The organism is Pseudomonas sp. RW407, assembly GCF_003176655.1.
Lineage (GTDB): Bacteria > Pseudomonadota > Gammaproteobacteria > Pseudomonadales > Pseudomonadaceae > Pseudomonas > Pseudomonas delhiensis.
This window is the reverse complement of the sequence record NZ_QGSL01000106.1, coordinates 591,965-615,756: the sequence shown is the minus strand read 5'-3', so window position 1 is coordinate 615,756 and position 23,792 is coordinate 591,965. Positions and strand designations below refer to the sequence as shown.

General features: G+C 68.8%; 22 protein-coding genes and 1 pseudogene. 8 read left to right on the top strand and 15 right to left on the bottom strand.

Annotation, left to right across the window (positions count from 1 at the left end):
* Positions 1 to 65 precede the first annotated feature (65 nt).
* The gene (locus DK254_RS19620) at positions 66 to 941 is read right to left on the bottom strand and encodes a helix-turn-helix domain-containing protein (protein ID WP_109935108.1); all 876 of its coding nucleotides are present in this window, start codon (positions 939 to 941) and stop codon (positions 66 to 68) included.
* Positions 942 to 1,167: 226 nt separating this feature from the next.
* On the opposite strand from DK254_RS19620, the gene DK254_RS19615 reads away from it, so the two are divergent.
* The 4 genes from DK254_RS19615 to DK254_RS19600 all read left to right on the top strand — a co-directional run bounded on the left by DK254_RS19615 (position 1,168) and on the right by DK254_RS19600 (position 5,591).
* Positions 1,168 to 2,001: an SDR family NAD(P)-dependent oxidoreductase gene (locus tag DK254_RS19615; RefSeq protein WP_109935107.1), complete on the top strand. Its 834-nt coding sequence runs from the start codon at positions 1,168 to 1,170 to the stop codon at positions 1,999 to 2,001.
* 77 nt (positions 2,002 to 2,078) lie between these two features.
* The gene (locus tag DK254_RS19610) at positions 2,079 to 3,812 is read left to right on the top strand and encodes an FAD-dependent oxidoreductase (RefSeq protein WP_109935106.1); all 1,734 of its coding nucleotides are present in this window, start codon (positions 2,079 to 2,081) and stop codon (positions 3,810 to 3,812) included.
* Entirely contained in the window at positions 3,812 to 4,156 is a 345-nt protein-coding gene (locus DK254_RS19605) for an NIPSNAP family protein (RefSeq protein WP_109935105.1), read from the top strand. Before DK254_RS19610 ends, DK254_RS19605 begins: the two co-directional genes overlap by 1 nt.
* 76 nt (positions 4,157 to 4,232) lie before the next feature.
* On the top strand, positions 4,233 to 5,591 hold the full coding sequence (locus DK254_RS19600) for an aromatic acid/H+ symport family MFS transporter (protein ID WP_109935104.1): 1,359 nt from the start codon (positions 4,233 to 4,235) through the stop codon (positions 5,589 to 5,591).
* Positions 5,592 to 5,662: 71 nt separating this feature from the next.
* Here the strand turns inward: DK254_RS19600 and DK254_RS19595 are convergent, their stop codons facing one another.
* A complete protein-coding gene (locus DK254_RS19595) occupies positions 5,663 to 6,706 on the bottom strand; it encodes an LLM class flavin-dependent oxidoreductase (RefSeq protein WP_109935103.1) in 1,044 nt (347 codons plus the stop codon).
* Between the two features lie 114 nt (positions 6,707 to 6,820).
* Between DK254_RS19595 and DK254_RS35245 the strand changes: the two are divergent.
* Both DK254_RS35245 and DK254_RS35240 read left to right on the top strand, forming a co-directional pair.
* Positions 6,821 to 7,996: pseudogene (locus DK254_RS35245) on the top strand (cache domain-containing protein); the annotation flags it as partial.
* Positions 7,997 to 8,125: 129 nt separating this feature from the next.
* On the top strand, positions 8,126 to 8,854 hold the full coding sequence (locus DK254_RS35240; RefSeq protein WP_371921176.1) for a methyl-accepting chemotaxis protein: 729 nt from the start codon (positions 8,126 to 8,128) through the stop codon (positions 8,852 to 8,854).
* Between the two features lie 224 nt (positions 8,855 to 9,078).
* Here DK254_RS35240 and DK254_RS19585 read toward each other — a convergent pair whose 3' ends face one another.
* Entirely contained in the window at positions 9,079 to 9,564 is a 486-nt protein-coding gene (locus DK254_RS19585; protein ID WP_109935101.1) for a flavin reductase family protein, read from the bottom strand.
* A 563-nt stretch (positions 9,565 to 10,127) separates the two neighbouring features.
* On the opposite strand from DK254_RS19585, the gene DK254_RS19580 reads away from it, so the two are divergent.
* Entirely contained in the window at positions 10,128 to 11,531 is a 1,404-nt protein-coding gene (locus tag DK254_RS19580; RefSeq protein WP_109935100.1) for a cytosine permease, read from the top strand.
* A gap of 815 nt (positions 11,532 to 12,346) precedes the next feature.
* On the opposite strand, the gene DK254_RS19575 is transcribed toward DK254_RS19580, so the two are convergent.
* From DK254_RS19575 to ribBA, 5 genes are all read right to left on the bottom strand, one after another.
* Positions 12,347 to 13,486: an ABC transporter ATP-binding protein gene (locus DK254_RS19575; RefSeq protein ID WP_109935099.1), complete on the bottom strand. Its 1,140-nt coding sequence runs from the start codon at positions 13,484 to 13,486 to the stop codon at positions 12,347 to 12,349.
* Between the two features lie 17 nt (positions 13,487 to 13,503).
* The gene (locus tag DK254_RS19570) at positions 13,504 to 14,313 is read right to left on the bottom strand and encodes an ABC transporter permease (protein ID WP_089391084.1); all 810 of its coding nucleotides are present in this window, start codon (positions 14,311 to 14,313) and stop codon (positions 13,504 to 13,506) included.
* A 6-nt stretch (positions 14,314 to 14,319) separates the two neighbouring features.
* Positions 14,320 to 15,267, bottom strand: a complete 948-nt coding sequence (locus tag DK254_RS19565) for an ABC transporter permease (protein WP_089391083.1) — start codon at positions 15,265 to 15,267, stop codon at positions 14,320 to 14,322.
* Positions 15,252 to 16,277: an ABC transporter substrate-binding protein gene (locus DK254_RS19560; protein WP_089391094.1), complete on the bottom strand. Its 1,026-nt coding sequence runs from the start codon at positions 16,275 to 16,277 to the stop codon at positions 15,252 to 15,254. Before DK254_RS19560 ends, DK254_RS19565 begins: the two co-directional genes overlap by 16 nt.
* A 351-nt stretch (positions 16,278 to 16,628) precedes the next feature.
* On the bottom strand, positions 16,629 to 17,759 hold the full coding sequence (gene ribBA / locus DK254_RS19555) for a bifunctional 3,4-dihydroxy-2-butanone-4-phosphate synthase/GTP cyclohydrolase II (protein WP_109935098.1): 1,131 nt from the start codon (positions 17,757 to 17,759) through the stop codon (positions 16,629 to 16,631).
* 77 nt (positions 17,760 to 17,836) lie between these two features.
* Between ribBA and DK254_RS19550 the strand changes: the two genes are divergently transcribed.
* On the top strand, positions 17,837 to 18,130 hold the full coding sequence (locus tag DK254_RS19550) for a DUF1330 domain-containing protein (protein WP_109935097.1): 294 nt from the start codon (positions 17,837 to 17,839) through the stop codon (positions 18,128 to 18,130).
* Positions 18,131 to 18,464: 334 nt separating this feature from the next.
* Here the strand turns inward: DK254_RS19550 and DK254_RS19545 are convergent, their stop codons facing one another.
* The 7 genes from DK254_RS19545 to DK254_RS19515 form a co-directional block, all read right to left on the bottom strand.
* Positions 18,465 to 19,028, bottom strand: a complete 564-nt coding sequence (locus DK254_RS19545; protein WP_089391080.1) for an NUDIX hydrolase — start codon at positions 19,026 to 19,028, stop codon at positions 18,465 to 18,467.
* A gap of 4 nt (positions 19,029 to 19,032) precedes the next feature.
* Positions 19,033 to 19,785, bottom strand: coding sequence for a GntR family transcriptional regulator (locus DK254_RS19540; RefSeq protein WP_109935096.1), 753 nt, complete (start codon positions 19,783 to 19,785; stop codon positions 19,033 to 19,035).
* A gap of 43 nt (positions 19,786 to 19,828) precedes the next feature.
* Positions 19,829 to 20,218 (bottom strand): carboxymuconolactone decarboxylase family protein, encoded by a 390-nt coding sequence (locus DK254_RS19535; RefSeq protein ID WP_089391078.1) that lies wholly within the window; start codon positions 20,216 to 20,218, stop codon positions 19,829 to 19,831.
* A 190-nt stretch (positions 20,219 to 20,408) separates the two neighbouring features.
* Entirely contained in the window at positions 20,409 to 20,894 is a 486-nt protein-coding gene (locus tag DK254_RS19530) for a flavin reductase family protein (RefSeq protein WP_089391077.1), read from the bottom strand.
* A 10-nt stretch (positions 20,895 to 20,904) separates the two neighbouring features.
* Entirely contained in the window at positions 20,905 to 22,386 is a 1,482-nt protein-coding gene (locus DK254_RS19525) for an aldehyde dehydrogenase (RefSeq protein WP_109935095.1), read from the bottom strand.
* Positions 22,383 to 23,216 carry an alpha/beta fold hydrolase gene (locus tag DK254_RS19520; RefSeq protein WP_109935094.1) on the bottom strand — a complete coding sequence of 278 codons (834 nt, stop codon included), beginning with the start codon at positions 23,214 to 23,216 and terminating at the stop codon, positions 22,383 to 22,385. The genes DK254_RS19525 and DK254_RS19520 overlap by 4 nt, the downstream gene beginning before the upstream one ends.
* Positions 23,217 to 23,242: 26 nt before the next feature.
* Positions 23,243 to 23,792 (bottom strand): amino acid synthesis family protein (locus DK254_RS19515; protein WP_109935791.1); only part of this gene is annotated, 550 nt, incomplete at its 5' end.

Here is a 23,792-nt window from a genome sequence, read left to right as displayed (position 1 = left end):
GAGGTAAAAAAGAATAAATTCAGATTTTATTATTCTTTAAATGAATATAAGGCCCGCAGGCCGCGTCAGCCGGCGCCCTGGCTACGGAACTCGCTGGGCGACAAGCGCGTGTGCTTGCGGAAGAAGCGGCTGAAGTAGCCGACGTCGGAGAAGCCCAGGTCGTGGGCGATGGCCTTGACGCTCTGGCGCGAATGGGCCAGTTCGCGCTTGGCCTCCAGCACCAGGCGCGCGTTGATCACCGCCATGGGCGTCATGCCCAGCTGCTCCTGGCACAGGCGGCCGAGGGTGGCCATGGTCACGCCCAGCTCGTCGGCGTAGTCGTGCACCGGGCGGTGGCGGCGGAAGTGCGCTTCCACCAGCTCGCGGAAAGCGCGCACCTGCTGGCTGCGGCGGCCCTGGGGCGGGGCCGGGTGGTCGGCCTCGGCGGCGCAGCGGAAGATGTGGATCACCAGCGCCAGCAGCAGCGACATGCTGCAGGCCACGTGCTCGCGGGCGCGCTCGTGGTACTCCTGGTGCAGCGCCAGGCACAGCGGCAGCAGCGGATCCTCGCCGGTTTCCCAGTGCGGCAGGGGGATCACCCAGGGCTTCTGCAACTGCGGCAGCAGGGCCGGGGAGAGCACGGCGGCGGCGCTTTCCAGCGGCGGCTGCAGGGCGGTGACCACGTGGCCGTCCACCTGCCCGGCCCAGTGGAAGCCGTGGACCATCTGCGCGGGGATGTAGATCACGCAGGGGGCTTGCGCCGCCACCCACTGGCTTTCCAGCAGCACCTCGCCGGCGCCCTGCTGCAGGTAGAGGATCTGCAGCTGGCCGTCGTGGCGGTGCGGGGCGATTTCCCAGTTGTGCGCGCCGGAGCGCTGGGAGATGGACTCCACGTGCAGCGACTCGTGCCACACCGGTTGCGGCGCCTCGCCGTAGAGGTCGTAGTTGGGGATGCTGCTCATTGTTGTTGTATGCCCGGCAGGGCTCGGCGGACCTGTGGACAACCCTAACCAGTGCGGCCGGCGCAGGCAAATCGTGGCGGTCATTGCGGCGGCGGATTGTCGAAAATGTCGGGTCGCTTGCGGCTTTTGTCCATTCTGCCGGCGCCGTCGCCGGGCCTACTCTGGCCGCCAGGACCGGGGCTGCCGAACCTTCCCCGGCCTTCGCCTTACAGTGCCGGAGACAACAATGACTCAATCCCAAGCACGCAGCCCCTGGCTCGGCCTGGACGACGCGGTATGCGTCGTCACCGGCGCCGCCGGCGGCATCGGTTTCGAAATCGCCGGCGCCCTGGTGCGCGAGGGCGCCCGGGTGGTCCTGCTGGACCGCGACCAGCCCCGCTGTCGCGACCTCGCCGGGCTGCTGGCGCAGCAGGCCGGGCAGGAAGTGCCGGCCATCGCCTGCGACATTGCCGACCCGGAAAGCGTGAACAACGCCGCCACCCTGGTGCAGGCGCGCTTCGGCCGCTGCGACGTGCTGGTCAACAACGCCAGCGTGCTGCGCCCAGGCGCCCTGGAGGAGATCGGCCTGGAGCAGTGGAACCAGGTGCTTTCGGTGAACCTCAACGGCTACCTGCTGTGCTCCCAGGCCTTCGGCCGGCTGATGCTGGCCCGCGGCGCCGGGCGCATCGTCCACATCGCCTCCATCGCTGCGCACTACCCGCAGACCTGGAGCGGCGCCTACAGCGCGGCCAAGGCCGGGGTGAGCATGCTCTCGCGCCAGCTGGCCGCCGAATGGGGCGCCCGCGGCGTGCGCAGCAACGCCATCTGCCCGGGGCTGATCCGCACCCCGCTGTCGGCCTCGTTCTACGCCGACCCGCAGGTGCAGGCCGCGCGCGAGGCGATGACTGCCAACCGCCGCATCGGCGAGCCGCTGGACATCGCCAACGCCGTGCTGTTCCTCGCCAGCCCCCGCGCGGACTACGTCAACGGCGCCGAGCTGACCGTCGACGGCGGCCTGGAAAGCATGCCCATGGCGCTGATCCCGCGCCCCGGCTACGAGTCGCCGATCAAGGCCGCCTGAGCCTTCCCGCCACCACCACCGCGCCTGCCCGCCGCCCCGCGGGCCGGGCGCGCTCGCCCGCATTCGAGGAGAGCCCCATGAGCCCCCAGCAAGAAACCACCCTGCGCTGCGACGTGCTGGTCATCGGCGCCGGCGCCGGCGGCCTGTCCACCGCCATCACCGTGCGCAAGCACGGCCTGGACGTGGTCGTGATCGAGAAGGACAGCGTGTTCGGCGGCACCACCGCGTTTTCCGGCGGCGTGCTGTGGATACCCGGCAACCGCCACGCCCGCGAGGCCGGGGTGAAGGACAGCCGCGAGGCCGCGCTCGCCTACCTGCAGCACGAGACCGGCGACTTCTACGACGCCGAGGCGGTGGACGCCTTCCTCGACGCCGGCCCGGAGATGGTCGATTTCTTCGAGCGCGAGACCCAGGTGCGCTTCGTGCCCACGCTCTACCCGGACTACCACCCCGACGCCCCCGGCGGCGTCGACGTCGGCCGCTCCATCCTCGCCGCGCCCTACGACATCCGCGGCCTGGGCCGGGACATGGCGCGTCTGCGCCCGCCGCTGAAGACCATCACCTTCATCGGCATGATGTTCAACTCGTCCAACGCCGACCTGAAGCACTTCTTCAACGCCACCCGCTCGCTGAAGTCCTTCGTCTACGTAGCCAGGCGCCTGGCCACCCATGTGAAGGAGCTGCTGCTGTACCGCCGCGGCATCCAGGTCACCAGCGGCAATGCCCTGGCCGCGCGCCTGGCGAAGTCGGCGCTGGACCTGGGCATCCCGATCCACACGGCCACCCCCGCCCGCCAGCTGCTGATCGACGGCGGCAAGGTGCGCGGCGCGCTGGCCAGCGGCCTCGGGGGCGAGCTGCGCATCGAGGCGAAGCGCGGCGTGGTGCTGGCCTGCGGCGGCTTCTCCCACGATCTGCAGCGCATCCGCCAGGCCTACCCGCACCTGCGCAGCGGCGGCGAGCACTGCTCGCCGGTGCCCGCCGGCAACACCGGAGACGGCCTGCGCATGGCCGAGCAGGCCGGCGGCCAGGTGGACATCCGCTACCCCGAGGCGGCGGCCTGGATGCCGGTGTCCAGGGTGCCCATGGGCGGTGGCTACACGGCCTTCCCACACCTGTTGGATCGCTACAAGCCCGGGGTGATCGGCGTGCTGCGCGACGGTACGCGCTTCACCAACGAGTCCAACTCCTACCACGACGTCGGCGCGGCGCTGATCCGGGCCTGCGCTGGCGAGAAGGAGACGGCCATGTGGCTGGTCTGCGACAGCCGCACCATCGCCAAGTACGGTCTCGGCTACGCCAAGCCGGCGCCCATGCCGCTGGCGCCCCTGCTGCGCAACGGCTACCTGGTCAAGGGCCGCACCCTGGCCGAGCTGGCCCAGGCCGCCGGGCTCGACGCCGCCGGCCTGGAGCGCACAGTGCACGAGTACAACCAGGGCGCGGCGCATGGCGAGGACCGCCAGTTCGGCCGTGGCAGCACCTCGTTCAACCGCTACCTGGCCGACCCCGGGCAGCGCCCCAACCCCTGCGTGGCGCCGATCGGCGAAGGGCCCTACTACGCGCTCAAGGTGCTGATGGGCGACCTCGGCACCTTCGACGGCATCCGCTCCAGCGTCCGTGGCGAAGTGCTCGACGCCCGCGGCGAGGCCATCCCCGGGCTGTTCTCGGTGGGCAACGACCGCGCCAGCGTGATGGGCGGCAACTACCCCGGCGCCGGCATCACCCTGGGCCCGATCATGACCTTCGGCTACCTCACCGGCCGCTACCTGGCCGGGGTGGAGCAAGGCGCCGCGCGGCACCGGGAGGTGGCCTGATGCTTGCCCACAAGCCGGTGGTCGACCACCGCGTCTACAGCATCCGCCCGCGTGGCATGGCCGAGTTCCTCGACCTCTTCGAGCGCCTGGCCATGCCCATCCTGCTGCGCCACCTGGGCCCGCCGCTGGCCTTCTACACCAGCAGCATCGGCCCGCTGAACCAGGTGGTGCACCTGTGGGGCTACGACAGCCTCGACGACTTCGAGAAACGCAGCATGGCCCGCGACAGCGACCCGGGCTTCGCCGAATACCTGCGCGCCACCACCCACCTGGTGATCGCCCAGGAGACGCGGATCATCCGCCCGGTGCGCTTCCGCACGCTGGAGGGCCAGCCACGGGCCTGAGGCGGGCCCGGAACGATCGCGACACAACAACAAGAAAGCGGCGGCCGCCGGCCGCCCGATGCGAGAGGTGCCAGAAATGAGCGGCAAGCAAGCCATAGACGTGCGTGAACTGATCGACGCCCGGCCCCTGGGCGGCTACCAGAAGTGGGTGGTGTTCCTCGGCTTCCTGATCATCGCCCTGGACGGTTTCGACGTGGCGGCGATGGGCTTCATCGCCCCGCAGCTGAAGATGGACTGGGCGCTGAGCGCCAGGGACCTGGGCCCGGTGCTCAGCGCCGCGCTCATCGGCCTGGCGCTGGGCGCCCTGGTGGCCGGGCCGCTGGCCGACCGCTACGGGCGCAAGGCTGTGCTGGTGTGCAGCGTGTTCTTCTTCGGCCTGTGGACCCTGGCCACGGCCTTCGCCGGCGACCTGCAGCAGATGGTCATCCTGCGCCTGCTCACCGGCGTGGGCCTGGGCGCGGCCATGCCCAACGCCAGCACCCTGGTGTCGGAGTACGCGCCGCAACGCAGCCGCTCCTTCCTCATCACCGTGGCCTTCTGCGGCTTCTCCCTGGGCGCGGCGGGCGGCGGCTTCCTCTCCGCCTGGATGATCCCGGCCTTCGGCTGGCACAGCGTGCTGGTGCTCGGCGGCGTGCTGCCGCTGCTGGTGGCGCCGCTGCTGCTGTTCGGCCTGCCGGAGTCGGTGAACTTCCTGGTGGCGCGCCGCGCCGAGCCGGCGCGCATCCGCCGCATCCTCCGGCGCCTGGCGCCGGACGCGATCGCCGCCGACAGCGAATTCCTGGTGCCGCCCAGGGCGCGCGAGCCGGGCGGCGCCATCGGCATCATGCTCTCGCCACGCTACCGCTTCGGCACCCTGATGCTCTGGGGCGGCTACTTCCTCTCGCTGTTCCTGGTCTACCTGTTCAGCAGCTGGCTGCCGACCCTGGTCAAGGAGGGCGGCGGCTACAGCGTGGCGGACGCGGCGCTGATCACCGCCTGCTTCCAGGTCGGCGGGCCGCTGGGCGCGCTCAGCGTGGGCTGGGCCATGGACCGCTGGAACAAGCAGCGGGTGATCATGCTCAGCTTCCTGCTCGGCGGCCTGGTGATCTTCGCCATCGGCCACGTCACCGCGCACTTCTACCTGCTGTGCGCCATCGCCTGGCTGGTGGGCTTCTGCCTGAACGGCTCCAGCGTCGGCATGAACGCCCTGGCCGCCTGTTTCTACCCCACCGAGGCGCGCGCCACCGGGGCCAGCTGGATGAGCGGCATCGGCCGCTTCGGCGCCATCCTCAGCGCCTTCGCCGGCGCCCAGATGATGGCCCTGGGCTGGTCGCTGCCGCAGGTGTTCGGCGCCCTGGTGGCGCCCGCCGCCCTGGCCGCCCTGGCGGTGTGCGCCCAGGGCCGCCGCGCGGCCCGCACCGAGCGGGCGAAGGTGGCGGGCGCCGGTTCCTGGTGAGCCAGGGACCGAATGCACAACGCCGGTCAGTTTCCTGACCGGCGTTGGTGTTGCGAAGCCCGGGCGGATGTTCAGCGGAACGCCGGCACCACGTGCTTGATGAACAGTTCCAGGGACTTCTTCTTCTGCTCGTAGGGCAGGCTGTTGTCGGCCCAGAAGCTGAATTCGTCGACGCCCAGTTCCTGGTAGTGGCGGATGCGCGCGATGATTTCCTCGGGGGTACCGATCATGGTGTTCCTGCGGATGTTCTCCAGCTCGAACTCCGGGCGCTCCTTGAACTTCTCCTCGGGGCTGGGCGGCAGCAGGCCGTTGACCGGGGTCTGCTTGTTGCCGAACCAGGCGTCGAAGGTGCGGTAGAAGCGCGATATGGCCTCGGCGCCGACCTTCCAGCCGTCCGGGTCGTCGGCGCTGTGCACGTGGGTGTGGCGCAGCACCATCAGTTGCGGGCGCGGCACGCCGGGGTTGTTGGTCAGGGCCGCCTCGAACTTGTTCTTCAGGTCGACCACTTCCTCGTCGCCCTTCATCAGCGGGGTGACCATCACGTTGCAGCCGTTGGCCACGGCGAAGTTGTGCGAGTCCGGGTCGCGGGCGGCGATCCACATCGGCGGGGTGGGCTTCTGCAGCGGCCGCGGCGAGGAGGTGGCGGTGGGGAATTTCCAGATCTCGCCTTCGTGGGCGACGTCGCCCTGCCACAGCGCGCGCACCACCGGGACCATCTCGCGCAGGTACTTGCCGCCGTCGGTGGCCGGCATGCCGTTGGCCATGCGGTCGAACTCGTACTGGTAGGCGCCGCGGGCCAGGCCCACTTCCATGCGGCCGTTGCTGATCACGTCGAGCAGGGCGCATTCGCCGGCCACGCGGATGGGGTGCCAGAAGGGCGCGATGATGGTGCCGGCGCCCAGGCGGATGGTTTCGGTACGGGCGGCCAGGTAGGCCAGCAGCGGCATCGGGCTGGGCGAGATGGTGTATTCCATGGCGTGGTGCTCGCCGATCCACACGGTGCTGAAGCCGCCGGCCTCGGCCATCAGCGTCAGTTCGGTGAGTTCCTCGAACAGCTGGCGGTGGCTGGTTTGCTCGTCGTAGCGCTCCATGTGCACGAACAGGGAAAATTTCATATCGCTTACCTCGAACCTTTTCTTGTATCCGGCACAGGCGCGGCCGGCGGATGGGATGCGCCTGCGCGCACCGCTGCTTCGGGGGTCGGGCACTGGCATGGCGACTGGCCATGAATGTGCTGGGTGTCCGTGGTTTATTGGTATACCATAATACGGAATATCTGCAAGGCGTTTCTGCCCGGCGCCGACCAAGGAGTAAGGATGAACCTCAAACAGAAACTGATTCTGGCCTTCGCCGCCATCGCCAGCCTGCCGGTGCTCCTGGTCGCCGCGCTGGTGATCTTCAACCTGCGCGGCGAGGCGCGGGCCGGCTTCATCGACGGCAGCAGCCGGGAGATCCGCCAGGTGGAGAACGCCATGCAGCTGTTCTTCGACGGCATCGCCCAGAACGTCGAGTACCTGGCCAGCCACCCGCAGCTGCAGGCCATCGACGCCGGCCTCAAGCAATTCATCGGCGCCGACGCCGCGCAGCACCCGGCCGGCGACCTCGACCACCGGGTGTTCGACCTCTTCGCCGGCCTGGCCCACAGCCACCCGGACTACGCCTACGTGTCCCTCGGCACGCGCGAGGGCGGCTACGCCTTCTGGCCGGGCGACGACCAGCTGGCCAGCTACGACCCGCGCACCCGCCCCTGGTACCAGGCGGCCATGGCCCAGCCGGGGCGCACCCTGCGCACTCACGCCTATTACTGGGCGGCGGACAAGGTGGTGCTGGTCAGCACCGTGCGCACCTTCGCCAACCGCCTCGGCGAGCAGGGTGGGGTGGTCAACATCGACGTCTCGCTCAAGCGCCTGACCGATATCGTCAAGGGCATCCGCCTGGGCGAGAGCGGCTACCTGATGCTGATGGAAGGCGACGGCACCGTGCTGGTCGACCCGCAGCAGCCGGAGCACAACTTCAGGAAGCTCGACGAGTTGGGCAGCGGCTATGCCAGTCTGGCCAGCGCCGACAAGGGCCTGGTGGAAGTGACCATCGACGGCGAGCGCTACCTGGCCAACGTCTGGCCGTCCCAGGCCCTGGGCTGGCGCTTCGTCGGCCTGATCAAGGAGAGCGAGGTGATGGCCGCGGCGACCCGCCTGACCTGGGCGATCGCCCTGATCGCCGCGCTGGTGGCGCTGGGCTTCGCCGGTGTCGGCGCCTTTTTCGCCGGCCTGGTGGTGCGCCCGGTGCGCGCGGTGGCCGACGGCCTGGAGGGCATCGCCCAGGGCGACGGCGACCTGACTGGACGCCTGCCGGTGCGCGGCCGCGACGAGACGGCGCAGCTGGCCGGCTGGTTCAACCAGTTCCTCGACGCCATCCGCCGCCTGGTGCAGAACATCGGCCAGGCCGCGGCGAGCATCCACCAGAGCGCCGGCAGTTCCAGCGGCACCTCCCAGGCCCTGGCCGACACCGCGGCGCGCCAGCGCGAGGCGGTGGACATGGTGTCCACGGCGTTCAACGAGATGGTCATGACCGCCAACGAGGTGGCGCGCTCCTGCAGCCAGGCGGCGGCCTCCGCCGACAGCGGCCAGCGCCAGGCCCACGACGGCCAGCAGCAGATCGACGAGGCGGTGGACAGCGTCGGCCGCCTGAGCGAGGAGATCGCCGGCTCGGCCAGCGCCATGCGCCAGCTGGAGCAGGACAGCAACGACATCCAGTCGATCCTCGGCACCATCCGCTCCATCGCCGAGCAGACCAACCTGCTGGCGCTCAACGCCGCCATCGAGGCGGCGCGGGCCGGCGACCAGGGCCGCGGCTTCGCCGTGGTGGCCGACGAGGTCCGCGCGCTGGCGCGGCGCACCGCCGAATCCACCGGCGAGATCGACGCGCTGCTGGGCAACCTGGCCCGCCGCACCCACGACACCGGCCGGCAGATGCAGGCCAGCCTGGAGGCCTCGCAGCGCACCGTCGGCTCCATCCGCGAGGCCCGCGCCTGCTTCGGCGCCATCCGCGAGTCGGTGGACGTGATCCGCGACATGAACGCGCAGATCGCCACGGCCGCGGAGGAGCAGCACCAGGTGGCGGAGGAGATCAACCGGCACATCGCCCAGATCCACCGCGACGCCCAGGAAGTGGCGGGGCTGGCGGACGCCACGCGGGGGGATGCGCAGACGTTGAATGGGTTGTCGGAGGAGTTGAACCGGCTGGTGTCGCGGTTCAGGACGTGAGGGCTGGCCGTGCCACCGGAGGGTCCGGCGTAGCCTGCAGGACCAATCGCGGACGGAGTCCGCTCCTACGCTGGCCGAGCCATGCCATTCCCCTGTAGGAGCGCGCCCTGCGCGCGAATCGCGGGCAGGGCCCGCTCCTACGACCGTGCTTCCTGGAACCGTAGGAGCGGACTTTGTCCGCGATTTGGCGGATAACGCCGTAGGCGTTATGCGCCCTACGGGTATCAGGCCAGCGCCGGCAGCGCCCCCATCTTCCCGCGGCAGTAAACCATCGGCTGCACCCGCTGTTCCGGCACCACCAGGTTCTTCACCGCGCCGACCATGATCGCGTGGTCGCCGCCTTCGTACTCGCGCCACAGCTCGCACTCGATCACCGCGGTGGCGCCCTCCAGCAGCGGGTTGCCCAGCTCGCTCAGTTGCCAGTCGATGCCTTCGGCCTTGTCCTTGCCCTTCTTGGCGAAGCTGTAGGCCTCGCGCTGCTGCTCGGCGGAGAGCAGGTGGATGGCGAATTGCCTGCGGCGGATCAGCACCGGGTAGGAGTCGGAGCTGTAGTTGGGGCAGAACAGCACCAGCGCCGGGTCCATCGACAGCGAGCTGAAGGCGCTGGCGGTCAGGCCCACCAGTTGGCCGTCCTCGTCCAGGGTGGTGATCACGGTCACGCCGGAGGGGAAGGAGCCCATGACTTGCTTGTAGAGGTTGGCGTCGATCATTGCGGGTACCTGCTGCCACGGGGGCGGGCGTTGGAGGAATTATTTTCGTCTGATGGTATACCGTATTACTGAAAGTTCAAGCCCCGGGATGACCGCCAGTCGGTTGCCGACGAACGTCGCTCTTTGGGCTCAAGCCCTCGGGCGGCAAGGGTTTCAGCGGTTCTCCGAGGGGCCTGGATGGCCGCCTGGATAGCTCCAGGTCGGGGCTGCTGGTGGGGAAAAGGCTTGCCGGAATTTTGGAATACCATAATATGGTCTTCGCCCAAGCGTGCCTGCCAGCCCTTTACGGGGCCTGCTGCCGAAGCAAATACATACGTAGCTTTCGTACAAAGAAGACAAGAAGATGCTGTGCATGATGTTCCCCCGCCGCGCCTCCGAAGGGGCCTGGCTCGATGATTCCCCGAGGTTGCACCCGCCCCGGCACCGCCGGTCCCGCACCAGGCCGCCCGTGGCCTGATTCCTGCAATCCCGATTCCCGACTGTCCGCGCCCGCAGTGGAACGCCGTCGGCCATGTGGCCGGACGCTCCGCGCCCGCGCCCGGCCATCCGCAGCGAGCCAGAAGATGTCCCACACCGAGTCCACCCCGCTCATCGAGAACCATACCGTCGACTACGTGCCCCCGGCCGAGCGCCATGGCCGTGCCCGCGACCTGTTCACCCTGTGGTTCAGCACCAATATCGCGCCCCTGCCGGTGGTGACCGGCGCCATGGTGGTCCAGGTCTACCACCTGGACCTGCTCTGGGGCCTGGTCGCGATCTTCCTCGGGCACATGCTCGGCGGCGTCGGCATCGCCCTGGCCTCGGCCCAGGGGCCGCAGCTGGGCATCCCGCAGATGGTCCAGAGCCGCGGCCAGTTCGGCCGCTACGGCGCCTTGCTGATCGTGTTCTTCACCGCGCTCATCTACCTTGGCTTCTTCATCTCCAACATCGTCCTGGCCGGCGAGTCGATCCACAGCATCGCCCCGGCCGTGCCGCTGCCGGCGGGCATCCTGCTCGGCGCGCTGGGCGCCACCGCCATCGGCGTGATCGGCTACCGCTTCATCCACACCCTCAACCGCATCGGCACCTGGGTGATGGGCGGCGCGCTGCTGCTGGGCTTCGCCTGGATCTTCTGCCAGCAGTTGCCGGCGGACTTCTTCAGCCGCGGCGGCTTCAACCTCTCTGGCTTCGTCGCCACCCTGTGCCTGGGGATCATCTGGCAGGTCAGCTTCTCGCCCTACACCTCGGACTACTCGCGCTACCTGCCGGCCAGCGTCGGCATCGCCAGGCCGTTCTTCGCCACTTTCCTGGGCGCGGTGCTGGGCACCAGCCTGTCGTTCAGCTTCGGCGCGGTGGCGGTGCTGGCCACCCCCGAAGGCACCGAGGCCATGGCCGCGGTGAAGCAGGCCACCGGCGTGTTCGGCCCGGCGCTGATGGTGTTGTTCCTGCTCAACATCATCAGCCACAACGCGCTGAACCTGTACGGCGCGGTGCTCTCCATCGTCACCTCGATCCAGACCTTCGCCGCCACCTGGACGCCCAGCGTGCGCCTGCGCGTGGTGCTGTCGTCGGTGGTGCTCGCCGGTAGCTGCCTGGTGGCGCTGAGCGCCTCGGCGAACTTCATCGCGCAGTTCATCGGGCTGATCCTCACCCTGCTGCTGGTCCTGGTGCCCTGGGCCTGCATCAACCTGATCGATTTCTACCTGGTCAAGCGCGGCCGCTACGACATCGCCTCGATCTTCCGCGCCGACGGCGGCATCTACGGGCGCTTCAACCCGCACGCGATCGTCGCCTACGCCATCGGCATCCTGGTGCAGCTGCCCTTCGCCAACACCGCGCTCTACGTCGGCCCCTACGCCAACTACCTGGAAGGCGCCGACCTGTCCTGGCTGGCCGGCCTGCTGGTGACCTGCCCGCTGTACTACTGCCTGGCCACCCGCGGCCAGGCCCGCGCAAGCCTGCAGGGCCGCCTGGGCCTGGCCGACTGATTCCTTGTCCCACTCTCCGCCCCGCCCCGAGAGCAGCTCTGGCGGGGCTTTTTTTGCCGCACGAAACCATCCGCCGGCACGGTTCGTAGCCATGATTGCGGACAGAGTCCGCTCCTACGGTTCCAGGACGCACGGACGTAGGAGCGGACTCCGTCCGCGATTGGATTCACCGGCCACGCCGGACGCCCCGGTGGCACGGCCAACGGCGGATAACCGCGAACGGTTATTCGTCCTACGAGTTTGCCGGCTGACGCTGCGTTATCCATGCACGCCGAACGGCTCCCTCTCCCTTCAGGGCGGGCCGCGTAGGCGAGGGCTGGGGAGAGGGGACGGACTTCGCTCTGGCACCTCTGCCAAACTCTGACTCCGTGCCCCCTCCCTAACTCTCCCCCGCAAGCGGGAGAGGGGACCGTTCGGCGCGAGGCGAAACCACGAAGCTCCCGGGCTTCCTGTAGGGCGCATAACGCCTATGGCGTTATCCGCCAAATCGCGGACAAGGTCCGCTCCTACGGTTCCAGGACGCACGGACGTAGGAGCGGACTCCGTCCGCGATTGGATTCACCGGCCACGCCGGACGCCCCGGCAGCACGGCCAACGGCGGATAACCGCGAACGGTTATTCGCCCTACGGGCCATTCGGCGTTCGGTGTCAACCTGTAGGAGCGGGCCCTGCCCGCGATTTCGCGCGCAAGGCGCGCTCCTACAGGGAATGGTGTGGGTAGGGTCCGCTCCTACGGGGAAATATGGAGCGGGAGCCGCAGGCAAAAAAAGCCCCCGGCCGCCACAACGGCCGGGGGCGCAAGGGACTTCAAAGGATCAGTGCGCGCCCTTCACCAGGTCGCTCTCGTTCCATTCGCCGTAGATGCAGGCGTCGGCCGCCGCCCAGCGTACCCGCACCGGGCTGCCCGGGTGCAGCGGCTGGCCGCCGGAGAGCGCCTTGAGGGTCAGTTGGGTGCCGCCCACGGTGGTCACGCTGCAGGTCTGGCTCTCGCCGAGGAACACCACTTCCTGCACCGTGGCGCCCAGTTCGTTCCAGCCGGCCTGCAGGGGCTGCGCGGCGGCCTGTTCGGCGGTCAGGGCCAGGGCCTTCTCCGGGCGCACCATCAGCACCAGGTCCTGGCCTTCGCGCAGGCCGCCGGTGGGGCGGATGCCCAGCACGCTGCTCTCGAAGCGCGCCGCGGCGTTGCCCTGGGCCTGCACGCGAAGGAAGTTGGAGTTGCCGAGGAAGGAGGCGACGAAGGTGTTCGGCGGGTTCTGGTAGAGGTCGTAGCCGCTACCCAGGCCGACGATCCTGCCGTGGCTGAAGATGGCGATGCGCTGGGACAGGCGCATGGCCTCTTCCTGGTCGTGGGTCACGTAGACGATGGTGATGCCCAGGCGCCGGTGCAGGTGGCGCAGTTCGTCCTGCAGGTCCTCGCGCAGCTTCTTGTCCAGCGCGCCCAGGGGTTCGTCCATCAGCAGGATGCGCGGCTCGTAGACCAGCGCGCGGGCGATCGCCACGCGCTGCTGCTGGCCGCCGGAAAGCTGCGCCGGGCGGCGCTGGGCGAACTTCTCCAGTTGCACCAGCTTGAGCATGGCGTCGACGCGGCGCTCGCGCGCGTCGCCCTTCTGCTTGCGGATGTCCAGCGGGAAGCCGATGTTGTCGCGCACCGACAGGTGCGGGAACAGCGAGTAGCGCTGGAACACCATGCCGATGTCGCGCTTGTGCGGCGGCACGTTCACCAGCGACTGGCCCTGCACCAGGATCTCGCCGCTGCTGGGCGTCTCGAAGCCGGCCAGCATCGACAGCGTGGTGCTCTTGCCCGAGCCGCTGGAGCCGAGGAAGGTGAGGAACTCGCCGTCGCGGATGTCGAGGTTGATGTTGTCCACGGCGGTGAAGTCGCCGTAGTGCTTGTTCAGGTTGCGCAGGCTGACCAGGGTCCCGCCCTGCGCGGTTTCTTGGATGACGGCACTCATTGTCTGACTCCTCGCGCTCAGGCGCTGACTTCATTGCGCCGGCGCAGCAGCGCGGCGGCGAGCATCACCAGGACCGACAGGCCGATCAGCAGCGTCGAGGCGACGGCGATCACCGGGGTCAGGTCCTGGCGCAGGGTGGTCCACATCTTCACCGGCAGTGTCTGCAGGGTGGGGCTGGCCATCATCACGCTGAGCACCACCTCGTCCCAGGAGACCAGGAAGGCGAACAGGCCGCCGGCGACCATGCCCGGGCGAATGGCCGGGAAGGTCACCCTGAACACCGCCTGCAGGCGCGAGGCGCCGCAGATCACCGCGGCGTCCTCGATGGACTGGTCGAACAGCTTCAGCGAGTTGATGATCGAAATGATGGTGAAGGGCAGGGCGACTATCACGTGGCTGACCACGAAGGCGAACAGCGTGCCGGTGTAGCCCAGCTTGAGGAACAGCGCGTACACCGCCACGGCGATGATCACCAGCGGCACTATCATCGGCAGGGTGAACAGGCCGTAGAGCAGCTCGCGACCGGGGAACCTGCCGCGCACCAGGGCGAAGGCGGTCGGCAGGCCCAGGGCCACCGCGCAGACAGTGGTGAGCACCGCCACCTTGAGGCTGGCCAGGGCGGCGTCCATCCATTCGGGGTTGGCGAAGAACTGGGTGTACCACTTCAGCGTCCAGCCCGGCGGCGGGAACACCAGCCACTGCGAGGAGCCGAACGACAGCAGCACGATGAACACGATCGGCAGCAGCAGGAAGGCGGCGATCAGGCCGGTGACCAGGTACAGCCCGCCGCGCAGGCGCGGGCCCATGGCGTTGGGGGAGAGCAGCATGGCGGCTTACCTCGCGTTACTGGCGCCGACCGGGGATTCCGGCTGCACTTTCAGGTAGACGTAGAACAGCACCAGGGTGATCAGGATCAGCAACGCCGCGGCGGCGCTGGCCAGGCCCCAATTGAGGAAGGACTGCACCTGCTGGACGATGAATTCCGGCAGCATCATGTTCTGCGCGCCGCCCAGCAGCGCCGGGGTGACGTAGTAGCCCAGGGACATGACGAACACCATCAGCCCGCCGGAGAACAGCCCCGGCCGGCACAGCGGCAGGAACACCTTGAAGAAGTTGCTCCAGGGGCTGGCGCCGCAGATCGAGCCGGCCTGCAGCACCATGGGGTCGATGGCCGCCATGGTCGCCTGCAGCGGCAGCACGATGAACGGGATCATGATGTAGCTCATGCCGATCACCACGCCGGTGAGGTTGTGCACCAGTTCCAGCGGCTGGTCGATGATGCCCAGGGCCATCAGCACCTTGTTGATCACCCCGGAGGCCTGCAGCAGCACCAGCCAGGAGTAGGTGCGGGCGAGCAGGCTGGTCCACATCGACAGCAGCACGATGTTCAGCAGCCAGCGGCCCCAGCCGCGCGGCACCAGGGTGATCGCCCAGGCCAGGGGGAAGCCCAGCAGCAGGCTGATCAGGGTGACCAGCGCGCCCACCGCGAAGGTGTTGAACAGCACCCGCGTGTAGGCCGAGTTGGCGAACAGCTGGGCGTAGTTGTCCAGCCCCGGGGTGGGTTCGAGCACGCCGCGCAGCAGCAGGCCGACCAGTGGGGCGAGGAAGAACAGGCCGAGGAACAGCAGGGCCGGCAGCAGCTTGGCCGAGCCGCGCCAGGGCGACACGCCTTGCGGCTTCATCGGCGACCTCGTTTGCACCGCGTCGGCGGCGCGCGCGGCGCCGTCGACGGGAGTGGAGCGGCCGTGGGGAGCGGCCGTCAGCTTCACTTGACCAGCCATTCGTTCCACCGTGCCGCGATGGCCGGGCCGTTCTTGGCCCAGTACGCGTAGTCGAGGGTGATCTGATCCTTAGCGTAGGCGGTCGGCAGGTTGGGGGCGAGGTCGCCCTTGAGCTGGCCGACGCTGTCGAGGTTGACCGGGGCGTAGGCGGTGAGGTTGGCGAACTCGGCCTGGCCCTTGGCGCTGGAGGCCTCGGCCAGGAACTTCATGGCCGCGTCCTTGTTCTTCGAGCCCTTGGGCACCACCAGGAAGTCGGCCATGACCAGGTTCTGCTTCCAGCTCACGCCCACCGGCGCGCCGTCCTGCTGCAGGGCGTAGACGCGGCCGTTCCAGAACTGCCCCATGGTCGCCTCGCCGGAGGCCAGCAGCTGCTGGGACTGGGCGCCGCCGCCCCACCAGACGATGTCCTTCTTGATGCTGTCGAGCTTCTTGAAGGCGCGGTCCAGGTCCAGCGGGTAGAGCTTGTCGGCGGGCACGCCGTCGGCCAGCAGGGCCAGTTCCAGCACGCCGGGGCTCGGCCACTTGTACAGGGCGCGCTTGCCCGGGTAGGTCTTGGTGTCGAACAGCGCGCTCCAGTCCTGCGGGGCGTTGCCGCCGACCTTGCCCTGGTTGTAGCCGAGCACGAAGGAGAAGTAGAAGGAGCCCACGCCGTGGTCGGAGACGAAGCGCGGGTCGATGCGCTCGCGCTTGATGACGTTGAAGTCCAGCGGCTCCAGCAGGCCTTCGGCGGCGGCGCGCAGGGCGAAGTCCGCCTCCACGTCCACCACGTCCCACTGCACGTTGCCGCTTTCGACCATGGCCTTGAGCTTGCCGTAGTCGGTGGGGCCGTCCTGCACCACGCGGATGCCGCTGGCCTGGCTGAAGGGCTCGGCCCAGGCCTGTTTCTGGGCGTCCTGGGTGGTGCCGCCCCAGCTCACGAAGCTGATGGCGTCGGCGGCGCTGGCGGCGGTGCCGGCCAGGCCCAGGAGGGCGGCGAGGGTCGCCGCGACTGCGCGTTTCTTGAACACCATGTACATGCCCTCGTTGTTGTGTTTGTGCGCGGGCAGGCGCTGTGTGCCTGCCCATCAGGAGCAGTGGCCATCTGGGCCTGTCAGGGTCGGCCTTGTCCGGAGCGTTGTTCAGGCTGTCCCGTGTTCGGGGGCGCCGAGACAATCGTCGGCCTACGGAATGTCATATTATGGTATTCCAAGCTTTCTGCAAGCCTTCGCCCCATTCCAGGCCCCGTGGATTGCCGGTTAGCGCCGTCCCTGGCGGCTTTTCGGTTGCCGCCCGATGGCGGCAATCGACTGATTTTTCTAGCGTTTATCCACACGTCCGGGTGCCCGCGAGCTGGCCGGCGGCCAGTATCGGCCGACCGGTGGTCAGGCCTCGGTGGCCGGCTTCCAGTCGTCGAAGGGCACGCTTTCCACCACTTCCAGCCCGTAGCCGGTGAGGCCGGCGTATTTCAGCGGCGGGCCGAGGTGGCGCAGCTTGCTCACGCCCAGGTCCTGGAGGATCTGCGCGCCGGCGCCGATCTCCGAATAGATGCGCGACTGCGAGCGGGTGAACGGCCGGCTCGGCTGGGTGAGCTGCGGCACGCGCTCCAGCAGCGCCTGGGACGACTCGTGGTTGGCCAGCACCACCACCACGCCGCGGCCTTCCTCGGCCACGCGCTGCAGGGCCGCCCACAGCGTCCAGTTCTTCGGCCCGGCGTACTCGGCGCCGACCAGGTCGCGCAGCGGGTCGATCACGTGCACGCGCACCAGGGTCGGTTCGGCGGGGTCGATGTCGCCCATCACCATGGCCATGTGCACGCCGCCCTCGATGCGGTCCTCGAAGGTCACCAGGCGGAAGCTGCCGTGCACCGTGGGCAGCTCGCGCTCGCCGATGCGCCGCACGGTGTGCTCGGTGCTCAGGCGGTAGTGGATGAGGTCGGCGATGGTGCCGATCCTGATCCCGTGCTGCGCGGCGAAGGCTTCCAGCTCGGGGCGGCGGGCCATGCTGCCGTCGTCGTTCATCACTTCGACTATGACCGCCGCCGGGGTCAGCCCGGCCAGGCGCGCCAGGTCGCAGCCGGCCTCGGTGTGCCCGGCGCGGGTGAGCACGCCGCCCTCGCGGGCACGCAGCGGGAAGATGTGCCCGGGCTGGACGATGTCCGCCGCGCTGGCCCCCGGCGCCACCGCGGCCTGCACGGTGCGCGCGCGGTCGGCGGCGGAGATGCCGGTGGTCACCCCGGTGGCCGCCTCGATGGAGACGGTGAAGGCGGTGGAGTAGGGGCTGGCGTTGTTCGGCACCATCTGCTCCAGGCCGAGGCGCAGGCAGTGCTCCTCGGTGAGGGTGAGGCAGATCAGCCCGCGCGCCTCGCGGGCCATGAAGTTGATGGCGTCGGGCGTGCAGAACTCGGCGGCCAGCAGCAGGTCGCCCTCGTTCTCGCGGTCCTCGTCGTCCACCAGCAGCACCATGCGGCCCTGGCGGAAGTCCTCGATGATTTCTTCGGTGGTATTGAACGGCATGGCCGGCTCCGGGGTATGGCGGGAAGATTATTTTGGTATACCATCATACACAAAATCACTGTCACCAAGAGGTTGCCATGAAGGCCTACTGGATCGCCCACGTGGACGTCACCGACCCCGAGCAGTACAGCCAATACACCCGCCGCGCGCCAGCGGCCTTCGCCCTGTACGGCGGCCGCATCCTCGCCCGCGGCGGCCGCTCCGAGGCCCTGGAGGGCCGCCCGACGCCGCAGCGCAGCGTGGTGATCGAGTTCGCCTCCTACGACCAGGCGCTGGCCTGCTACCGCTCGAAGGAATACCAGGAGGCCTGGGCGCAGCGGCAGGGGGCGGCGAAGGCGGAGGTGATCATCGTCGAGGGGGTTGAGCTCTGAGGGAGGGGTCTTTTGTAGGAGCGAGCTTGCTCGCGAACCGGCGTTTCCCGGCAGCGCTGGTGTTTGAGGGTGATTTCGTCCCCTCTCCCCAGCCCTCTCCCTGAAGGGAGAGGGGGCTTGTCCGTGTCTGCTTTGGGTCTTGTGATGGCCGGCAACTTCTTATGTGCCGGCGAGCGCCAAGGTTACGCTTGAGGCCGAACGGTCCCCTCTCCCTTCAGGGAGAGGGTTAGGGAGAGGGAGCGGAGTTGGCCCAACACACCACAGTCACCGGGAAACACCATTCGCGAGCAAGAGCTAGGCACCCCCTCGCTCCTACGAAAAGCAGAAGCCGCAATCAGCGAATGAAGTGGATCTTCCCGCTATCGTCATTCCCCATATAGATCCCATACACCCCCGCCTGCCGCTCCTCGATGTAGCGCTCGAGAATCTGCCGGATTGCCGGGTAGTAGATCTGCTCCCAGGGAATGTCTTCAGGCGCGAAGAAGCGCCGGTCGAGGGTCTCCGGGCCGTAGGCGTCGGTGATCTCCAGCGCCTGGGCGCGGAAGATGATGTACACCTCGCTGATCTTCGGCACGCTGAAGATGGAGTAGGGCGAGAGGATCTCGGCGCGCACGCCGCTCTCTTCCCAGACCTCGCGCAGGGCCGCCTGTTCGGTGGTCTCGCCGCTTTCCATGAAGCCGGCCGGCAGCGTCCAGGTGCCGGGGCGCGGCGGGATGGCGCGCTGGCACAGCAGGTACTGGCCGTCGCGCTCGATGATGCAGCCGGCAATGACCTTGGGGTTCTCGTAGTGGATGTAGCCGCAGGCGCCGCACAGCAGGCGCTCGTGGGTGTCCCCCGGCGGCTGGCGGCGTTCCATCCGGTCGCCGCCGCACTGCGGGCAGAAGCGCGGGGCGGGCATGGCGTCAGCGTCCTATGCGCGGCTCTTTGAGGACGATGGGGGTGGCGATCTCGCGGACCTTGCCATCCTCTTCCTGCTTGGACTTCAGGTAGTCCAGCGCCACCTTGGCCGCGGCGCGCACGTGGTCCACCGAGGCCTGGTGCGCGGCCGCCGGGTCGCCGCTCTTGATCGCCGCGACTATCTTCTCCATCTCCTGGTTGCTCGCCCCGCGGCGGTTGGCCTGGGACACCGAGGTGGCGCGCAGGTAGCTGATGCGCGCCTGCAGCTGGCGCAGCTGGGTGGCGGCGATGCGGTTGCCCGAGCCTTCCAGCAGCACGTCGTAGAAGCCCTGCACCGAATCCAGCACCTGCTGCAGGTCGCCTTCCTCCAGGGCCTTGCGGTTCTCCTCGAGGGCGCGCTCCAGGGCGCGGATGTCCTTGGCCTTGGCGTTCAGGGTGAACAGCTGGACGATCATGCCCTCGAGCACGCAGCGCAGCTCGTAGATGTCGCAGGCGTCTTCCAGGGTGATGATGGCCACCCGCGGGCCCTTGGCGTCGGCGAACTCCACCAGCCCCTCGGACTCCAGGTGGCGCAGGGCCTCGCGCACCGAGGTGCGGCTGACGCCGAGGCGGTCGCAGAGGTCGCGCTCCACCAGGCGGTCGCCCGGCAGCAACTGGAAGTTGAGGATGGCGCCGCGCAGCTTGTCCAGCACAATCTCGCGCAGGGTCACGGGGTTGCGGTTGACCTTGAAGCTATCGTCGAGGGGCAAGCGTTTCATGTGGTCCGCTCTGGTTATGGCTGTCCGTAGGGGGTGAAGCGGCCTAGCCCTGGGTCTCGGCATCGGCCTCGGCGAAGGCCTCGCGGGCCAGGCGGAAGCTGTCGACCGCCGCCGGGACGCCGCAGTAGATGCCGACCTGGAGCAGGATTTCGCGGATCTGCTCGCGGCTGAGCCCGTTGCGCAGGGCGCCGCGGATGTGCAGCTTCAGTTCGTGCGGCCGGTTGAGGGCCGAAATCATCGCCAAGTTTATCATGCTGCGTTCTTTCAGCGACAAACCCTCGCGGCCCCAGACGTGGCCCCAGCAGTACTCGGTGACCAGTTCCTGCAGCGGCTTGCTGAACTCGTCGGCGGCGGCCAGCGACCTGTTCACGTAGGCCTCGCCCAGCACCTGGGTGCGGATGGCCAGGCCCTTGTCGTATTTCTCGTTGCTCATCGCATGCTCCTGCTTTCATGTAGGAGCAACTGTCTGCCGGCTGCTCCGAGGTGTTTCTCGCAGGAGGGGTCGAGCTTGCGAAACTCATGCGGCCGTGGTGATGGGTATCGCTTCGCTCAACGCCACCCTGCGTCAGTGTTTCTCCGCTACCTGTAGGAGCGAGCAGGCTCGCTCCCACGGGGCGTGACGATCAGGCCAGCTGCGGCAGGGCGCCGAGCTTGCCGCGGTGGTAGACCATGGGCGTCACCGCCTGCTCGGGCAGGATCAGGTTCTTCACCGCGCCGACGATGATGGCGTGGTCGCCGCCGTCGTACTCGCGCCACAGCTCGCACTCGATGATCGCCGTGGCCTTGCGCAGCAGCGGGTTGCCCCGCTCGCTCAGGTACCAGTCGATGCCCTTGGCCTTGTCTTTGCCCTTGCCGGCGAAGGCATAGGCCTCGGCCTGCTGGTCGGCGCACAGCAGGTGGATGGCGAACTGCTTGCTGTCGCGCAGGATCGGGTAGGTGTCCGAGGCGTAGTTGGGGCAGAACAGCACCAGCGCCGGGTCGATCGACAGCGCGCTGAAGGCGCTGGCGGTGATGCCGACGATGCCGCCCGCGGCGTCCAGGGTGGTGACCACGGTCACCCCCGAGGGGAAGGAGCCCATGACTTCCTTGTAGATTCCGGGTTCGATCATGGTCTGTACCTCAGCGCATCACGAAGGGGTCGGGCATGGGCGCCTGCGAGAGGTTGATCCACACCGTCTTCAGTTCGGTGTAGGCCAGCACCGAGTCGATGCCGCTCTCGCGGCCGTAGCCGCTCTGGTGGAAGCCGCCGATCGGCGCCATGGCCGAGACCGCGCGGTAGGTGTTGACCCAGATGATCCCCGAGCGCACGTCGCGCGCCAGGCGGTGGGCGCGGCCCAGGTCGCGGGTCCAGATGCCGGCGGCCAGGCCGTACTGCGAGTCGTTGGCCAGGGCCAGCGCCTCGGTCTCGTCGTCGAAGGGGATGACCGAGGCCACCGGGCCGAACACTTCCTCCTGCATGATGCGCATGGAGTGGCTGTTGCAGGCGAACAGCGTCGGCTCGTAATACCAGCCCTCGCCCTGGCCCTCGGGGCGCTTGCCGCCCATCAGCAGGCGCGCGCCCTCGGCCTTGGCCGCGGCCACCAGGCCCTCGACCACCGCCAGTTGCTGCGCGGTCGCCATGGGGCCCATCTCGCTGGCATCTTCCTGCGGGTTGCCGATGCGGATGCGCTGGGCGCGTTCGATCAGGCGGGCGACGAACTCGTCGTAGATCTCGCGCTGCACCAGCAGCCGCGAGCCGGCCACGCAGCTCTGCCCGGTGGCGGCGTAGATGCCGGCCACCACGCCGTTGATGGCGCTGTCCAGGTCGGCGTCGGCGAAGATGATGTTCGGCGACTTGCCGCCCAGCTCCAGCGACAGCTTGGCGAAGTTCTCCGCGCTGCTGCGCACCACGTGGCGGGCGGTGGCGGCGCCGCCGGTGAAGGCGATCTTGCGCACCAGCGGGTGGCGCGTCAGGGCCGCGCCGGTGCTCGGGCCGAAGCCGGTGACCACGTTGACCACGCCGGCCGGGAAGCCGGCCTCCAGGGCCAGGCGGGCCAGCTCGAGGATGGTCGCCGAGGCGTGTTCCGACGGCTTGAGCACGATGGTATTGCCGGCGGCCAGGGCCGGGGCCAGCTTGATCGCGGTGAGGTACAGCGGGCTGTTCCAGGGGATGATCCCGGCCACCACGCCCAGCGGCTCGTGCACGGTGTAGGCGAACATGTCCGGCTTGTCGATCGGCAGGGTGCCGCCTTCGAGCTTGTCGGCCAGGCCCGCGGTGTAATGGAAGAACTCCGGCAGGTAGCCGACCTGGCCGCGGGTCTCGCGGATCAGCTTGCCGTTGTCGCGGCTCTCCAGCTGGGCCAGGTGCTCCCTGTTCTCGGCGATCAGGTCGCCCAGGCGGCGCAGCAGCTTGCCGCGGGCGGTGGCGCTGAGTTTGCGCCAGGCGGGATTCTCGAAGGCCTTCTGCGCGGCCTGCACGGCGCGCTCGACGTCTTCCTCGGCGGCATCGGGCAGCAGCGCCCAGGGCTGCGCGCTGGACGGGTCGAGGCTTTCGAAGGTCTTGCCGGAAAGCGCATCGAGCCATTGGCCGTCGATGCACATCTGGAAGCGGGCGAGTGTCATGCGACTATCCCCTCGGTCTGGTTCGGCAGGCTCAGGGCCTGGTGCAGGAAGTCCAGCAGCACCTGGTTGACCAGGCGCGGCGACTCCACCGGCATCATGTGGCGTTGTTCATCGAGTATGGCCACCTGCGCGCCGGGAATGCGCGCGGCCAGCTGCCGGGCCATCTCCGGGGTCGAGCCGGGGTCCAGCTCGCCGGTGGCGACCAGGGTCGGCACGCGGATGCTGCCCAGGTCCTCGGTGCGGTACATGTCCTGGGTGGCGAACAGCTCGTAGGTGGTCAGGTAGCCCTGCGGGTCGTTGCTCGCCAGAGTCTGGCGGATGGCGGCGATCTGCGCCGGGTTGGCCGCCTGGTACTCGCGGCTGAACCAGCGCGACAGCGCGGCCTCGGCATTGGCGTCGGGGCCGTGCTCGGCGGCCTGGCGGGTGCGCTCGATGACGCCGGCGCGCTGTTCGGCGCTGCGGTTGAACACACTGTTGAGGATCACCAGGCCCTGCAGCTGCTGCGGATGGTGCAGGGCGAAGGCGCGCGCCACCAGGCCACCCATGGAGAAGCCGATGACCGTGGCCTGGGGGATCTGCAGGTGGTCGAGCAGCTCGCGCAGCTGCGCGGCGTAGCCGACCAGCCCGGTGCCCGGTTCGGGGCGCGGGCTGGCGCCGTGGCCGAGCATGTCGTAGGCGATGACCCGGTAATGCGGGGCCAGGCCGACGATCTGCCCGCCCCACATTTCCTTGTTCAGGCCTACGCCGTGGATCAGTACCACGGGTTGGCCCTGGCCGGTCGCCAGGTAGCTGGTGCCGGCCGGTGTGTGTTCAGCGGTGAGCCGAATCATGGAACGCTCCTGCACTGGCCGCGGAATCACTGGGCCTGCTCGGCGGCCAGCTCTTCCAGGTCGATGTAGCGGTTGCCGATGCGCGGGTACAGGCGGCCGCCGTCGGCGGCGCCCAGGACCACGACGATCTCGTCGGCGCGCGGCGCGTCCTCGATCTGCATCTCCAGGGTGATGTAGTGCGAACGCAGGCCCTCGTCGTCCTTGTGCATCATCGGGATCTGGATCGAGGTGCCCGGGCCGCCGCGCTTGTTGGTGAAGCTCAGGTAGCTCTTGGCGTCCACCGCCTTGCGGTAGTGGTTGCCGAAGCGCAGGGTGTGGATCACCGCCGAGGCATGCTCGATCTCGCCATCGGCGCCGACCACGGCGGCCTTGCCGTAGGCTTCGATCCTGCCGGCGCCACCGATCAGCGCGGTCAGGCGCTCGACCATCAGCGCGCCCAGGTCGGAGCAGTTGGCGCGGATCTCCGGCTTGAGGTCCTCGACGAAGCCACGGCCCAGCCAGGGGTTCCTGATCACCACGGCCAGCCCGGCCATGGTCACCGGCTTCTCGGCAGCCTTGCCGCCCTCGATGAAGGTT